Annotated in this window: 14 protein-coding genes; 9 read left to right on the forward strand and 5 right to left on the reverse strand. The window is 38.9% G+C overall.

Annotated features, from left to right (window positions below):
- The first annotated feature begins 17 nt into the window (after nucleotides 1–17).
- The 3 genes from QLG01_RS00685 (at nucleotide 18) to QLG01_RS00695 (ending at nucleotide 3,477) form a co-directional block, all read left to right on the forward strand.
- Nucleotides 18–2,084, forward strand: coding sequence for a choline transporter (locus QLG01_RS00685; RefSeq protein ID WP_199945230.1), 2,067 nt, complete (start codon nucleotides 18–20; stop codon nucleotides 2,082–2,084).
- 11 nt (nucleotides 2,085–2,095) lie between these two features.
- Complete coding sequence (locus QLG01_RS00690; RefSeq protein WP_004794054.1) at nucleotides 2,096–2,710, forward strand: MarC family protein; 615 nt, start codon at nucleotides 2,096–2,098, stop codon at nucleotides 2,708–2,710.
- Between the two features lie 251 nt (nucleotides 2,711–2,961).
- Nucleotides 2,962–3,477: an acyl-CoA thioesterase gene (locus tag QLG01_RS00695; protein WP_005303245.1), complete on the forward strand. Its 516-nt coding sequence runs from the start codon at nucleotides 2,962–2,964 to the stop codon at nucleotides 3,475–3,477.
- A 116-nt stretch (nucleotides 3,478–3,593) separates the two neighbouring features.
- Here the strand turns inward: QLG01_RS00695 and QLG01_RS00700 are convergent, their stop codons facing one another.
- Entirely contained in the window at nucleotides 3,594–3,794 is a 201-nt protein-coding gene (locus QLG01_RS00700; protein ID WP_005303247.1) for a hypothetical protein, read from the reverse strand.
- A 499-nt stretch (nucleotides 3,795–4,293) separates the two neighbouring features.
- Between QLG01_RS00700 and QLG01_RS00705 the strand changes: the two genes are divergently transcribed.
- Complete coding sequence (locus QLG01_RS00705) at nucleotides 4,294–5,292, forward strand: GTP-binding protein (protein ID WP_282495612.1); 999 nt, start codon at nucleotides 4,294–4,296, stop codon at nucleotides 5,290–5,292.
- A 44-nt stretch (nucleotides 5,293–5,336) separates the two neighbouring features.
- Here QLG01_RS00705 and dctA read toward each other — a convergent pair whose 3' ends face one another.
- Nucleotides 5,337–6,599 carry a C4-dicarboxylate transporter DctA gene (dctA, locus tag QLG01_RS00710; protein WP_049837654.1) on the reverse strand — a complete coding sequence of 421 codons (1,263 nt, stop codon included), beginning with the start codon at nucleotides 6,597–6,599 and terminating at the stop codon, nucleotides 5,337–5,339.
- A 188-nt stretch (nucleotides 6,600–6,787) separates the two neighbouring features.
- On the opposite strand from dctA, the gene QLG01_RS00715 reads away from it, so the two are divergent.
- The 5 genes from QLG01_RS00715 to pgaD all read left to right on the forward strand — a co-directional run bounded on the left by QLG01_RS00715 (nucleotide 6,788) and on the right by pgaD (nucleotide 11,762).
- Entirely contained in the window at nucleotides 6,788–7,318 is a 531-nt protein-coding gene (locus QLG01_RS00715; protein WP_005303252.1) for a YaeQ family protein, read from the forward strand.
- 87 nt (nucleotides 7,319–7,405) lie between these two features.
- Entirely contained in the window at nucleotides 7,406–7,744 is a 339-nt protein-coding gene (locus QLG01_RS00720) for an FKBP-type peptidyl-prolyl cis-trans isomerase (protein WP_002117532.1), read from the forward strand.
- Between the two features lie 244 nt (nucleotides 7,745–7,988).
- On the forward strand, nucleotides 7,989–9,983 hold the full coding sequence (gene pgaB / locus QLG01_RS00725; RefSeq protein WP_282495613.1) for a poly-beta-1,6-N-acetyl-D-glucosamine N-deacetylase PgaB: 1,995 nt from the start codon (nucleotides 7,989–7,991) through the stop codon (nucleotides 9,981–9,983).
- A gap of 13 nt (nucleotides 9,984–9,996) precedes the next feature.
- Nucleotides 9,997–11,253 (forward strand): poly-beta-1,6-N-acetyl-D-glucosamine synthase, encoded by a 1,257-nt coding sequence (gene pgaC, locus QLG01_RS00730; protein ID WP_004794047.1) that lies wholly within the window; start codon nucleotides 9,997–9,999, stop codon nucleotides 11,251–11,253.
- An 89-nt stretch (nucleotides 11,254–11,342) separates the two neighbouring features.
- A complete protein-coding gene (gene pgaD, locus QLG01_RS00735) occupies nucleotides 11,343–11,762 on the forward strand; it encodes a poly-beta-1,6-N-acetyl-D-glucosamine biosynthesis protein PgaD (protein ID WP_005303256.1) in 420 nt (139 codons plus the stop codon).
- 46 nt (nucleotides 11,763–11,808) lie between these two features.
- On the opposite strand, the gene QLG01_RS00740 is transcribed toward pgaD, so the two are convergent.
- The 3 genes from QLG01_RS00740 to QLG01_RS00750 are packed head-to-tail and all read right to left on the reverse strand — an operon-like array spanning nucleotide 11,809 to nucleotide 14,101.
- The gene (locus QLG01_RS00740) at nucleotides 11,809–12,369 is read right to left on the reverse strand and encodes a TetR/AcrR family transcriptional regulator (RefSeq protein ID WP_192455532.1); all 561 of its coding nucleotides are present in this window, start codon (nucleotides 12,367–12,369) and stop codon (nucleotides 11,809–11,811) included.
- Nucleotides 12,370–12,397: 28 nt separating this feature from the next.
- Complete coding sequence (locus tag QLG01_RS00745) at nucleotides 12,398–13,276, reverse strand: alpha/beta fold hydrolase (protein ID WP_282495614.1); 879 nt, start codon at nucleotides 13,274–13,276, stop codon at nucleotides 12,398–12,400.
- Nucleotides 13,277–13,312: 36 nt separating this feature from the next.
- Nucleotides 13,313–14,101 carry a crotonase/enoyl-CoA hydratase family protein gene (locus tag QLG01_RS00750; protein ID WP_192455530.1) on the reverse strand — a complete coding sequence of 263 codons (789 nt, stop codon included), beginning with the start codon at nucleotides 14,099–14,101 and terminating at the stop codon, nucleotides 13,313–13,315.
- Between the last annotated feature and the right edge of the window lie 167 nt (nucleotides 14,102–14,268).

A 14,268-nucleotide genomic window follows, 5' to 3' on the forward strand; every position in this document is an offset into this window, starting at 1 on the left:
TATTCCTTGAGGATTGTATGGCAACAGATAATCCAAGAGCAGTTGATGATTTAACATTATCTAAATCTAAAAAAGACCCGCTCAACCGTGTGGTTTTTTATTTTTCAGCTGTACTTATTTTAATTTTTTCTCTCGTCACGTTTTTGTTCAATGATTTTGCAAATAGAGTCATGAACGCCGTACTTCAGTGGGTAACCTCAACCTTTGGTTGGTATTATCTGCTTGCCGCAACGTTATATATGGTTTTCGTGATTTTTATTGCCTGTTCAAGATACGGCAGTATTAAATTAGGACCTAAGCATTCAAAACCTGAGTTTAGTTTACTCAGTTGGTCTGCGATGCTGTTTTCGGCTGGTATCGGTATCGATCTGATGTTTTTCTCGGTCGCTGAACCATTATCTCATTATATGCAACCTCCAGTCGGAGTTGGTCAAACCTATGAGGCAGCACGCCAAAGTATGGTCTGGACCTTATTCCACTACGGCTTAACCGGTTGGTGTATGTATGCCTTGATCGGTATGTCATTGGGATACTTTAGCTATCGTTATAATTTGCCACTTACCATTCGTTCTGCACTTTACCCAATTTTCGGGAACAGAATTAATGGAGCAATTGGGCATAGTGTTGATACGGCTGCCGTCATCGGGACAATTTTTGGTATTGCGACGACCTGTGGGATTGGAGTAGTACAGCTGAATTATGGCCTACATGTGTTATTGGGGTTACCAGAAAATATCTGGATGCAATTTATCCTGATTGCTGTCGCGGTCGGTATTAGTGTTATTTCGGTGACATCGGGGGTCAATAAAGGCCTGCGTATTTTATCTGAAATCAATATTTATGTTTCGGTTGGGTTATTGCTGTTTATTTTATTCTTAGGAAATACTGAGTTTTTACTTAATGCCCTTGTCCAAAATATTGGTGACTATTTAACTCGTTTCCCGGCTTTAGCATTACAAAGTTTTGCTTTTGAACAGCCTAAAGAGTGGATGAGTAGTTGGACTTTCTTCTTCTGGGCATGGTGGATTGCTTGGTCTCCATTTGTAGGACTCTTTCTGGCACGCATCTCAAGAGGGCGTACCATTCGTGAGTTTGTATGCGGTACCTTAATTATTCCGCTTCTATTTACACTCACATGGTTATCCATTTTTGGTAATAGTGCACTGCACAGCGTTATTTTTGAAGGCAACCAAACCTTAGCAGCGACTGTGTTAGCAAATCCGGCTCACGGTTTTTATGACCTATTGGCACAATATCCGGGCTTTACCTTTATCGCTTCAATTGCCACCGTAACAGGGCTTTTGTTCTACGTGACTTCTGCCGATTCGGGAGCGCTGGTTTTAGGTAACTTCACGACTAAACTTACGAATATCGATAATGATGCTCCGCGTTGGTTAAGCGTATTTTGGGCAGTGGCAATTGGTTTATTAACGCTCGCCATGCTCATGACCAACGGAATTACTGCTTTGCAAAACGCGACCATCATTATGGGACTACCTTTTAGTTTTGTAATGTTCCTTGTGATGGCAGGGCTCTATAAGTCGCTAAGGCTTGAAGATTATAGGCAAGCCAGTCGAAGTATGAACGCAGCTCCGGTGGTAGGTAATGTCGATATTCTGAATTGGAAACAGCGTTTAACTCGAGTGATGCATCATCCGGGAACCACTGAAACCCAACGCATGTTAGATGCTGTTTGTCTACCTGCTGTTCAGGCCGTTGCTGGTGAACTTATTAAGCAGGGCATGAATGTAGATGTGCAGCAAACACCGCTTGAAGATGAAGAGACGCTTTTCCATCTGGATTTCACTATTCATTTGGAAGAAGAACAAAACTTTGTTTACCAGATCTGGCCTGTACGCTATAGCGCACCGAACTTCAGTCAACGTGTGAAACGGGGTAAACAGTTCTATTACCGTCTTGAAACCTATCTTTATGATGGCTCTCAAGATAACGATCTGGTCGGTTACAGTAAAGAACAGGTTATTAATGACATTTTAGATAAATATGAAAGACATATGACGTTCTTACATATTAATCGTATTAGCCCAGGGAATCGTCCATTGTTCCCAGATCCACAAGCTTAAGAGGAAAATGCATGGCTTCTCCTTATCTACATTCTTTTGCTTTATTTTTCTCGTTGCTCAATCCATTTCTAATGAGCATCTACATGATTGGCCTGATCCGTCATTCAGAAGCCAAGGTGTTTAATAAAGCACTGATTCAGGGAAGTTTGATTGCTTTTGTCGTGTTCATGCTATTTGCATGGGGCGGCGAAACAATTTTTAGTAAATATCTGAATGTACGTTTTGAAGCCTTTCAGATATTTGGAGGCCTCATCTTTTTGGTGATTGGCTATCGCTATGTTTTTCAGGGTGCCGATACGATTGGTGAAATGCGCGGTGCACCAGAGCATCTGGCTGGTACCATTGCCATGCCGTTTATGATTGGTCCGGGCACCATTAGTGCTGCTGTGGTTACAGGCATTGAAATGTCAATTGGTGAGGCAGCTTTAGTGATTGCCTTCACATTATTTTTAACCTGTAGTATTTTGATTTTGATGAAATTTTCACATGATCATTTACGCTATAAACATGCCAAGCATATTGACCGCTACTTTGATATTGTCGGTCGTTTATCTGCTTTATTAATCGGTACGATCGCCATTGATATGATCATTAATGGTGTGACTGGCGTTATTACTAAAGTATAGCGAGTGGCTTATAACATCCTGCTATGCCATTAAGTGTGGGAATAAAATGGCATAGCATCTTCTAAAAAAACTAAGATAAATAAAAAAGCTTTAAAAATACCTTTAAAAATAATGCCTTAAAAATTTAAATTTTAAAAAACAATCAAAGATATTAAAAAATACAATGCTATGTTGTGGATTTAAGCATGTTTTTTTTGTGAATTATCAACCATAATGTTTACTGAGCTTGTTTTAAGACACAGAGTTTAGCTATGCCTACATTAGATGAAATAACCACAGCAACTGATGATCAGTCTGAATTGACGATGTCAGTTTTGATGACGCCTGATATGGCAAATTTTTCAGGTAATGTTCATGGTGGTACGATTCTAAAACTACTAGACCAAGTCGCTTACGCTTGCGCAAGTCGTTATTCGGGTGGCTACGTGGTGACTTTATCTGTAGATAAGGTAAATTTTAAAGAACCTATTTATGTGGGTGAGCTGGTAACCTTCTTGGCAAGTGTTAACCATGTAGGCCGTACTTCAATGGAAGTCGGAATACGTGTTGAAGCCCAAAATATTCAGAAGCGCACAGTACGTCATACCAATAGCTGTTATTTCACTATGGTTGCTGTTGATGAACAGGGTAAGCCATGTGAAGTGCCTCATTTGAAACTTGATACAGAGTGGAAGCGTTGCCGTTTTGAAGCAGCTGAGCACCGTAAAGTTTTACGTCTACAAGAAAACCATAACCCATCTTGTAGCATGTATAAAAAATCTTCTTAAAAAAAAAGGATCGAACCGCAGCATGGTTCGATCCTTTTTCTTCTTTACTAAAATTCAGCGTCCATATTTCATTTCAGTAAAATTATCTCTGAGCTTGGAGGAGAGTGCTGAGAGAATTAACGAGTTGCAGGAGCAGCTTCAGAAGCAGAACCTACAGCATCAGATGCAGCATTTGCAGTGTTTGCTTGTTCTTGAGTTGAAACAACAACTTTTTCTTCACCAGCAGTGGTATGTGCTTGGTCATGCTTAGAAGCAGCGAAAGTTGAAGCAGCAGTTAAAGCAAGTGTAGTAGCGAGTAAAGTTTTAGCTAATTTCATTTTATGGCATCCTTAAATTTCATTTAAAAATAAATTAAACCTAATCGTTCGTACCTACATGAAACCTGTATGGCTGAATGACTAAGCTAGGACACATGCTAAGCCGAGGTTTGGATTACATCAATTAACTTAACAATCTATTACGGCTATCTTAACAATATGAAATATACGGGCCGTTTATGTGCGGAATCTGTAAAATTAAAGGGCTTAATTACACCTTAAAATGTGTAAAAATATTTCTTATCGAATGAAAAAAGATCAATTGTGTTACGTAAAACTTACACTCTGGCATGAATTGTGAATACGCATAAATAGAATATTCCGTTTGAATTTTAATTATCAAAAGTTAAATTAGATTTTGAGTGAGATATATGTCACATATTAAGTGTTTTAGCCTGATAATTGAAAAGTATATCTTCAAAGTGAAAAATCATTTTCATGGGATTTAAACAGTGATATACCTTTCTTAGTTTTGAAACCTTGTTGATTTGAGTCGCTTGTGAAATTTTTTGCCCAAAAAACTGTTCCTACCCATATTATTTCCGGTTTTTTAGGGGCAGGGAAAACCACATTATTACAGCATTTATTAAGTCAGAAGCCTAAAGATGAAGTCTGGGCAGTATTAATGAATGAGTTTGGGCAAATTGGAGTAGACCAACAACTCTTACCTCAAGATGAAGGCTATGCAGTCAAAGAATTATTAGGTGGTTGCTTGTGTTGTAGCAGTCAATTGCCTATGCATATTGCTTTAGCTCGTTTATTGAGTGAACAAAAGCCAGATAGACTCTTTATTGAACCAACAGGACTTGGGCATCCTTCACAGTTATTTGACCAACTGACTGAACCTCATTGGCAAAGTAGTTTAGCCATGCGAGCATTAATTACTGTTGTTGATGGTAGCCGTTTGCACGATACAAATTGGGTTAAACAAAACCTTTATGAAGATCAGTTAAAAGCTGCCCAGATTGTGGTGGTGTCACATACTGATGTGATGACTTTTGAAGATGATCAGGCGCTTGAGTTATTAAAAGAAGAATATCAGCCTTATCAACAAGAATGGATTAAAACTGAAAATGGTCAGTTAGCTCTAAATAAAATTGATGTAGCTGCTCGTTTAACTGAGCGATCTATACAGCCTTTACTTAAACTTCAAAAACAAATGACTGAAACCGAGGTTAAGAAGGAAATTCAGCAATTACCTTATCATTATGTCGAGTCGGCACAAGGCTATATTGTGGCAGGTTGGAAATTACCTAAACGCTGGAAATTCGATTTTTATAATTTGCTAGATTTATTGTGTGCGCAGCAAGACTGGCTTCGAATTAAGGGAATTTTTAATACAGATCAAGGTTGGAAAGTTTTTAACTTTAATCCTGATCAGTTTAATTATAAGTCTGGCGAAGAGGGTATTGATAACCGTATTGAAATCATTAGTGAACATCATCACGATTGGTTGGCTTTTGAAACGGCGTTACTTGCTTGTCAGCTTAAAGAATAGAGAACATTAAACCAAAGATGATTTAATGTTCTCTAAAACAGATTTTAAGGTTTTGTATCTAATACTGCTTTGGCTTGAGCATGGTCAATATCTTTTTCCCAGTGTGCAATCACTACAGCAGCAACACAGTTACCAATTAGGTTAGTGCAGGCACGAATAATGCCAATGAACCAATCGACTGAAAGTAGAAGCACTAAACCAATTGCAGGAAGGCTTGGAATAACTGACAGGGTCGCTGCAAGAATAACTAAAGCTGAGCCGGGAATACCGTGGGCACCTTTAGATGTGATGAGTGAAACTAGCAAAATAGCCAATAGGTCGTGAGTGGATAAATCAATATTGCAGGCTTGTGCAATAAAGATTACCCCTAAAGTTAAGTAAATTGAAAACCCATCTAAGTTAAAAGAATAACCCGTAGGAATGACCAGACCTACCGTTGAATCCTTAATTCCCAGATTTCTGAGCTTTTTCATAATTTGAGGTAAAACAGAGTCGGAAGATGCTGTACCCAAAACAATCGCTAATTCATCTTTAAAATAAGCCACAAATTTGAAGATGTTGAGACCTGCAAGTTTTAAAATTGAACCTAAGACAACCACAACAAATAAAATGCAGGTCGCATAAAACAATAGAACCAAATAGCCCAATTGTAGAAGTGAATCTAAACCAAATTTGGCTGTGGTATAGGCCACTGATCCGAATACACCAATCGGCGCTAAACGAATAATCAGACCCATAATTTTGAAGAAGACTTCTGAAAAAGCTTCAAGCGCCTGACGTACTAACTCTGCCAAATGTTTAGGAATTAAAAGTAGTGATACACCAAATAAAATAGCGATGAGTAAAACTTGTAAAATATCGCCGTTTGCAAAAGCAGCAGTGAATGTTTTCGGAATAATATTGAGTAGAAATTCCGAACCTGTGTGCATTTCATGAGCACGTTCGGTATAGGTGCTTAAATCTTTTGCATCTAAATGGCTGATATCGATATTCATACCGACGCCCGGTTTAAATACATAAGCCACAATAATGCCTAAAACTAAAGCAATACTGGTGACCACTTCAAAATAGAGAATGGTTTTTGCACCGACTTTGCCCATTTTTTTGATGTCATTTGCACCATAGATTCCCAGTACAACGACACAAAACACAATGGGGGCAATCAGCATTTTAATCAAAGAAATAAAACCATCGCCCAATGGCTTTAAAGATAGGGAGAAATCATGAAAACCAGCCCCAACTGCAACTCCTAGCAAGAGAGCACAAAGAACCTGTAAAAATAAACTACGTTTAAGCTTCTGCCACATAAGTCATCAATTTTAGCAAGAGGAGAATATTTCTCTTTCAAGCAAAAAGCCGGCCAACTCTAAAGCAAGCAGAGCGTTTTGGAAGAATATGCAAATTTCCAATTACTATGCTTTGCATTGTTCAGTTTTTTTATAATTTTTACCTAAAATCGAGTATCCTTAGCGCCAAATTTTGGAACATATTAATCATGGCGCTTAAAGCAACAATTTATAAGGCAGACTTGAATATTGCCAATATGGATGACCATATTTATGGTGATTATCAACTGACGCTTGCCTTGCATCCTTCGGAAACTTTAGAACGTTTAATGGTTCGTTTGATGGCTTTTGCCCGTTTCGCAAGTGATGAGCTTGAGTTTACTAAAGACCTTTTTGAAACTGATGAGCCAGCGTTATGGCAAAAAGATTTAACGGGTCAACTAGAAACTTGGATTGAAGTCGGTTTGCCGTCTGAAGATAAAGTTAAAAAAGCCAGTGCGCGTTGTAAAACGGTTGCGGTTGTTGTTTATGGCACACAAGTCGAAGACTGGTGGAAGCGAAACAGTAAAATTAAAACCTTAAGTAACGTTCAGGTGTGGCAAATTGCGCCTCAAAGTACAGCCGAGCTTGAACAGCTCTGTGAACGTACCATGCAACTACAATTAAATGTGATGGACAACGAGTGGACGCTTTTAGGTGAAAAGGGTCAGGCAAATGTTGTTTGGACACAGTTACAGTAATTTAGAAAAGCGCAACAAATTCTACAGATTCAGTTGGTACACTAAGTACTAATTGCGATTTTAGAAATTCAGTTTAAGGGTTAAACCATGTCAAATGAATTAGAAATTATCGATTTAAAAGTAGGTGAAGGCAAAGAAGCGGTTAAAGGTGCTTTGATTACAACTCACTATACAGGTTGGTTAGAAGACGGTACTAAATTCGACTCTTCAATTGACCGCGGTAACTATTTTGAATGTGTGATTGGAACAGGTCGTGTAATTAAAGGCTGGGACCAAGGCATTATGGGAATGAAAGTTGGCGGTAAGCGTAAGTTAATCGTGCCTGCTCATTTAGCTTATGGTGAGCGTAAAATGGGTAAGATTATTCCAGCGAATTCTAATTTAATTTTTGAAATTGAATTATTTGATGTCAAAACTCGTGACTAGTGAAAAATTGAAAGCCCTTTAGGGGGCTTTCTTGTTTATATGAGCTTTAAATATAAATACATTATTAATTTATATTTTAGCTTTTTGAATATTTAAGATTATTTTCAGATTATTTGATTATAAATGCTGACTGAAAAACTGTTCATTTGTGAGCAGTGTGATATTAAGACCAACTTTCAAAAAAGTTTGTGCCTAACATCAAATTTCACATAAGTAATCTATATTGTTATTGAGACGCTATTTCATGATTATCCGCTTTGCATCTCCTTTGTTGAACATATCACTTGGCTTGGCCTTGGCAGGTTTGTCAGGCATGGCATTAGCCAAACCACCTAAACTGGACGCTTCAACACTCACGGTGATTGGTTATCATGAAATTACCGATACTAAAAATGCGTTAATTCCTCAATATGCAGTGACGACTCAACAATTTACACAGCACGTTGAGTGGCTACAGAAAAACGGATTCCATTTTATTACGGTTGATCAGTTGATCCGTGCTCATCAGGGCAAATTTCAACTGCCTACAAAACCGGTTTTATTAACTGTAGATGACGGTTATCAGTCTTTTTATCAAAATGCTTATCCAGTTCTTAAAGCTAAAAAGATTCCGGTTGTTTTGGCTGTAGTGGGTTCATGGTTAGAGCCCAAAGCTAGTCAAAAAGTAGATTTTTCGGGTGAAGAAATTCCACGTGATAAAATCTTAAGCTGGAATGAACTTAAAGAGATGCAAGATAGTGGTTTAGTCGAAATTGCGAACCATAGCTATCATTTGCATCGTGGTATTACAGGTAACCCACAAGGTAACTCTGAACCTGCTGCGACCACACGTTTTTATGATGTTAAAACACAAACATATGAAAACGATAAACAATATGAAGCACGAATCTATGGCGACCTGAAAAAGAATAATGACTTATTAAAAGCGCATGGCTTACGTTCGCCACGTGTTATGGTGTGGCCATATGGTCGCTATAATATGCAAACTGTCCAAATTGCAAAAAAATTGGGTATGCCAGTGACCATTACGCTTGATGATGGGGCAGACCATGCAAAACAATCTCTACAAAATATGAGCCGTATTTTGGTAGAAGGCGGAATGACAACTGATGATTTGGCTCAAGAAATTAAAAACCGTGAATTAAATTTAACGGATAATAATCGTCCGCAAAAAATCATGCATGTCGATCTGGACTATATTTATGATCCAGACCCGAAACAACAAGAGCGCAATTTAGGTCACTTGTTAGATCGAATTAATGGCATGGGTGTAAATACAGTTTATTTACAAGCATTTTCAGATCCTGATGCGAATGGTTCTGCGGATATGGTTTATTTCCCAAACCGTCATATTCCTATGCGTGCAGACTTGTTTAACCGTGTTGCATGGCAAATTCAAACACGCACTTCTGTAAGCCGTATTTATGCGTGGATGCCGTTATTGGCGTGGGAACTACCAAAAACCGATCCTGTTTCTAAGGACTTGGTGGTAACTCAGCAGGAAAAAGCGAGTGAGCACCTTAATATGGGTTATATCCGTTTAAGTCCGTTCTCAGCAGATGCACGCCAAACTATTCGTGAAATTTATCAGGATTTAGCTAAATCAACGCCGTTTAACGGACTTTTATTCCATGACGACGTCACCTTATCTGACTATGAAGATGCAAGCCCTGATGCTTTAAAGGCTTATGCAAAACAAGGTTTACCAACAGATTTAGCAAAAATCCGTGATAACGATCAAGACTTGCAGAAATGGACTGCATATAAGACAAAATATTTAGATGATTTTGCAATGCAACTCGTTGATGACGTGAGACAATATGAGCCGTTCTTGGTGACTGCACGTAATTTATATGCGCAGGTGGCTTTAAAACCATATGCGGAAAACTGGTATTCACAATCGCTTGAAGAGTCATTAAAGCATTATGATTTTACAGCTATTATGGCAATGCCTTATATGGAGCAGGTCGATAATTCAGATCAGTTCTATAAAGACATGATTGATCGCGTGAAACAATATCCTAATGGTCTCAAGAAAACTGTTTTTGAATTACAGGCAACCGACTGGCGTAAAAATGAAAAGGTACCTTCAACTGAAATGGCAGCAACAATTCATTCACTGTATCAGCAAGGTGTAATGCATGTCGGATATTACCCTGATGACCCAATCAAAGATCACCCGGATGTTGACGTAATGCATAAAGCATTTGCTGAAAAATCATCTCGTCTTGTGCCGTAGTCGAGGCTGAAACATGACAATCTTTGCTGCAATATGGTCGCATGCCTTAAAATTCGTTTTTTACTATCCATTATTCATGTCGTATTTATGGATGATGGGTGCGATCATTTTCTATTGGAGAGAACGTCAGGCTCCGCCTTATGATCAACCCGCTCCATTGGAAAGTTATCCAAAAGTCGCTGTATTAGTTCCTTGTTTTAATGAAGGGGATAATGCAGAGGAAACCATTAGTCATGCTTTAAAACTGGACTATCCTCATTTTGAAGTCATCGCGATTAATGATGGTAGCTCAGATAATACAGGTGAAGTACTTGACCGCTTAGCAGAACAACATGAAAAATTACGTGTTGTTCATTTGGCGCAAAACCAAGGTAAAGCCATGGGGTTGCAAGCCGGAAGCTTAATGACCGATGCCGAATTTTTAATTGGTATTGATGGTGATGCTTTACTTGATCCACATGCAGCAAAGTGGATGATTCGTCATTTCCTTGAAAATCCAACGGTTGCAGCTGTTACTGGAAACCCACGTATCCGTACTCGCTCAACTTTGTTAGGGCGTATTCAGGTCGGTGAGTTTTCTTCGATTGTGGGCATGATTAAACGTGCACAGCGTACTTTTGGTCGCTTGTTTACCGTATCGGGGGTAATTACTGCTTTTCGTAAAAGTGCCGTTCACCAAGTCGATTATTGGTCACCAAATATGTTGACTGAAGATATCGATATTACTTGGAAGTTACAGCGTGCAGGTTGGGATATTGAGTTTGAACCGAATGCTTTGGTTTGGATTTTAATGCCTGAAACCCTAAATGGGTTGTGGAAACAACGTTTACGTTGGGCAATGGGTGGTGCACAAGTATTAATTAAAAATATTGATGTGTTCACTAAACCAAAATTGAATTTTTTATGGCCGTTAATGTTTGAGCTTTGCTTAACTTTAGTCTGGTCATATTTAATGCTAGCGATGGCTTTGTTGTGGTTGGTACATTTTATTTTACCAGTCCCTGCATTAGCTGTTGTGAGCTCCCCATTTTTACCGTATGGTACCGGTATTTTATTGGGGGCAACCTGTCTAATTCAGTTTGCTTTAAGCAAATGGATGGATAGTCGTTATGAACCGCATCTAGGAAAAAACTATTTCTGGATGATCTGGTATCCATTGGTCTTTTGGCTAATCACTATTTCAGCAACCATTGTGGCATTTCCAAAAGTCTTACGACGTGGAGATGAGAAACGAGCACGTTGGGTGAGCCCGGATCGGGGCATTCGCTAGAATGAAATGCAAGAGTCATGAGATTTTAAAGATCGTGCTGTATTGATGTCTGGGGAAAAACCACAGCACTTCGTTAGGTAAAGAGAGAAATGAAGACAGATTCGTTGATTATTGATTTACGCCGTCAATTACCATGGCATAAACGCTATGCTTCTACAACAAGCACAGCCATGATGTGGGCGGTTTGGTTGTTGTTGTGGCGTCCGTTCGTGTTTGTATGGCTATTGGTTGAGTTACAAAAAACTCATTTGGTACACCGTTTATTTAGTGCCTTTGGTGTAGGAATTGAACATGGCCTTACCGCATTAATTGCTTGTGCAATTTGCTTATTGTTATGGAGCCATTTGCTACCAGAGCGCCGTGTCGGTGGCAGTGCACTTAAAGCAAAACAGACTGATGATTATGCGCGCTATTTTGATTTACCTGAACATGAAATTGAGCAGGGACGTAGCCAAAAAATTACAGTCGTTCACCACGATGAATTAGGTAAAATCGTTAGAGTTGAATAACGATTAGCCATAAAATAAGGCCCACTTTAAGTGGGCTTTATTTTTTTTAAGAATTAAGAAGTCCAAGAATACGTTGCTTAACTTGATCGATGTAAAACTCATCATGAGTGACACGGTACATCAAGATTGCTCCTTCATAATCAGCAATACTTTGTTTTGCTAAAATCTCAGCTCGATCTTGAGCAATGCAACAAGCAAAAATAGACTGAATAGCCAGTTGCCAGTCCTGAAAAATACTGCGTATTTTGGCTAAAATTTCAGGTGAACCATACGCCGCCTCCATTGAAATGACCCCAATCAGGCAACCATTCACGCCTTGGGTAAAAAACTGGACAGCACGTTTATGCATTTGCTCAAAACGTTCAATGGCTGAGAGTTCTGAACTTGCAGTCGTTCCAAATAAAGAATGGATTAAATATTGATGAGTACCATTTAACACTTCAAGCAAAAGCGCTTCTTTATTTGGATAATAATAATAAAAAGAAGCTTTGGTGAGGCCGCAAGCTTTTGCCAGCATGTCCATGCTCGTTCCTGCATATCCATAAGTTTTGAACTGCAAAGCGCAGTGCTTAAGCAGATCTTCTTTGGTCAGTTTTTGCGGTCTCATTTCACATTATCCAAAACATAAAGCAGTTTTATAAAAAACTATCAAAAGTGGTGCGGATTTTATTCCAAATTTGTTCAGCATCTTTTTTAAAGTAGCCCATGTGGCCAATGGTTTTCATAGCAACATCTTGAGGTTGAAGACTGACGTATGAGACTTGAGCTTGTCGATAATGCTGCATAAATGCGCGACATGAAGCGGGTAAAGCCCAATCATCATCTAGGGCAGATACTGCATAAATTGGGGTTTTGACAGCAGCATATTGTTCAATTAAGTGTTGCTGTTCTGGGTCTGCAAAAAAATACTTAGGGTTTTTACACCATTTACGCCACTGTTTATAAACATTTAAGGGTAAATCAGAACCCATATTAAATTTGCTCCAAGGCAAATAACCTGTCACGGCAACGATAGGTGGAAATACGATATTCCAGACCACTTGAACTTTAAAACGTTCTTTTAGTGGCATATAGCCGTGCCAGCCAGCACCTGTACCAAATGTATAGCAGGCCAGTAATTTATCATGATTAGGTAGTAGACCTAGCGCATGGCCACCATAGGAATGACCAACCATGAAAAGAGGTAATGGTTCTTTTGATAAATATTCAATTGCACCTGCTAAATCGAGTTTGCCCCAGTCTAAATAAGACATATCAAATCCTTTTAAAGATTTTGGACTCGATTTTCCAACCCCTCGATAGTCAAAGGTGAATATCTGGTAACCAAATTGTGCCATATATTCAGCGAAGCGGCGGTAAAACTCATGTGGCACACCCGTTGCTCCCGCAACGACAATATTTGCTTTAGCTGGTGTCGTTGTAAAGTAACGTGTGCCCTTGAGTTGATAGCCATCTAAAGCGGGGAATTGTACAGTTTGGCTAAGCTGTTCATTGATTTGAGTTGCTGATTGCATTGCTTTTCTCTTTTATTTTTCTAGCGTGATGAAATTTTATTTACCTTTAAAAACAGGCGGTCTTTTTTGCAACATGGCAAACACACCTTCTTGAACATCTTCTGTGGTGAGTAAAGGCTGAAGATGACCCTGTAATTGGCTAAAAGCAGTTTCATAACCTTCATTAATCGCTTCACGGGCAGAGGCGAGAGTGGCTTTTACAGCAAGTGGTGCAGCTTGAGCAATATGTTCAGCCAGTTCTATTGCACGGTTGATTTGAGTACCTTCTGGACATATCTCTGTAATCAGATTCATATCAAAGGCGGCTTTTGCATCAAAAGAGTCACCGGTGAGTAAATAGCGCATGGCTTTGGCCCAACCGGCAGCTTGAGTAAAGCGCGCAGTTGCCCCACCAAAAGGTAAGATGCCACGTTGCACTTCCATCTGCGCAAATTGAGTATTTTCACTTGCTAAAGCAATGTCTGCATTCAGAAATAGTTCGATACCAGCGGTGTAGCAATAACCTTGTACCGCAACAATCAATGGTTTACTCAGTTTTCGTCCCACTGTACCCCAAGGGTTCACTTCTTCATCACTAAAATCAAAAACACCCGTAGCGAGCTTGGGTTGTAACTCAACTAGATCTAATCCGGCCGTAAAATGGTCGCCATGAGCAAAGATAATTGCACAGCGAAGAGCATCATTATTTTCATATTCAGTAAGCGCCTGTGATAAATCTTTAATCAGGTGGCTATCAAAGGCATTACGTTTTGCTGCCCGATCTAGACCAATTAAAAAAATATGTCCGCGAGTTTCACGACTGACTTTTCCTTCTTGATTTGACATTTTTCCGATGTCCTTTGTTTATTTTTAATAAGTTTTTAAACGTTCGTTTAAAAAGTGTCAAATACAATTTGTTGACTATTCCGTAAACAAAAATAGAAGAGCGATTAAAATAAAACTAAGTTTTTATTATTAAGTTTAATGTAAGAATGAGGGAGAGAATAACCTGA

Origin of the sequence: Acinetobacter sp. V89_4, from assembly GCF_029967875.1 — a bacterium.
Classification (GTDB): Bacteria; Pseudomonadota; Gammaproteobacteria; order Pseudomonadales; family Moraxellaceae; genus Acinetobacter; species Acinetobacter oleivorans.

What these genes read in the sequence shown, in the direction of transcription:
- QLG01_RS00685 (WP_199945230.1), top strand. Translation starts at nt 18, where the DNA reads ATGGCAACAGATAATCCAAGAGCAGTTGATGATTTAACATTATCTAAA.
- QLG01_RS00690 (WP_004794054.1), top strand. Translation starts at nt 2,096, where the DNA reads ATGGCTTCTCCTTATCTACATTCTTTTGCTTTATTTTTCTCGTTGCTC.
- QLG01_RS00695 (WP_005303245.1), top strand. Translation starts at nt 2,962, where the DNA reads ATGCCTACATTAGATGAAATAACCACAGCAACTGATGATCAGTCTGAA.
- QLG01_RS00700 (WP_005303247.1), bottom strand. Translation starts at nt 3,794, where the DNA reads ATGAAATTAGCTAAAACTTTACTCGCTACTACACTTGCTTTAACTGCT.
- dctA (WP_049837654.1), bottom strand. Translation starts at nt 6,599, where the DNA reads ATGTGGCAGAAGCTTAAACGTAGTTTATTTTTACAGGTTCTTTGTGCT.
- QLG01_RS00715 (WP_005303252.1), top strand. Translation starts at nt 6,788, where the DNA reads ATGGCGCTTAAAGCAACAATTTATAAGGCAGACTTGAATATTGCCAAT.
- QLG01_RS00720 (WP_002117532.1), top strand. Translation starts at nt 7,406, where the DNA reads ATGTCAAATGAATTAGAAATTATCGATTTAAAAGTAGGTGAAGGCAAA.
- pgaB (WP_282495613.1), top strand. Translation starts at nt 7,989, where the DNA reads ATGATTATCCGCTTTGCATCTCCTTTGTTGAACATATCACTTGGCTTG.
- pgaC (WP_004794047.1), top strand. Translation starts at nt 9,997, where the DNA reads ATGACAATCTTTGCTGCAATATGGTCGCATGCCTTAAAATTCGTTTTT.
- pgaD (WP_005303256.1), top strand. Translation starts at nt 11,343, where the DNA reads ATGAAGACAGATTCGTTGATTATTGATTTACGCCGTCAATTACCATGG.
- QLG01_RS00740 (WP_192455532.1), bottom strand. Translation starts at nt 12,369, where the DNA reads ATGAGACCGCAAAAACTGACCAAAGAAGATCTGCTTAAGCACTGCGCT.
- QLG01_RS00745 (WP_282495614.1), bottom strand. Translation starts at nt 13,276, where the DNA reads ATGCAATCAGCAACTCAAATCAATGAACAGCTTAGCCAAACTGTACAA.
- QLG01_RS00750 (WP_192455530.1), bottom strand. Translation starts at nt 14,101, where the DNA reads ATGTCAAATCAAGAAGGAAAAGTCAGTCGTGAAACTCGCGGACATATT.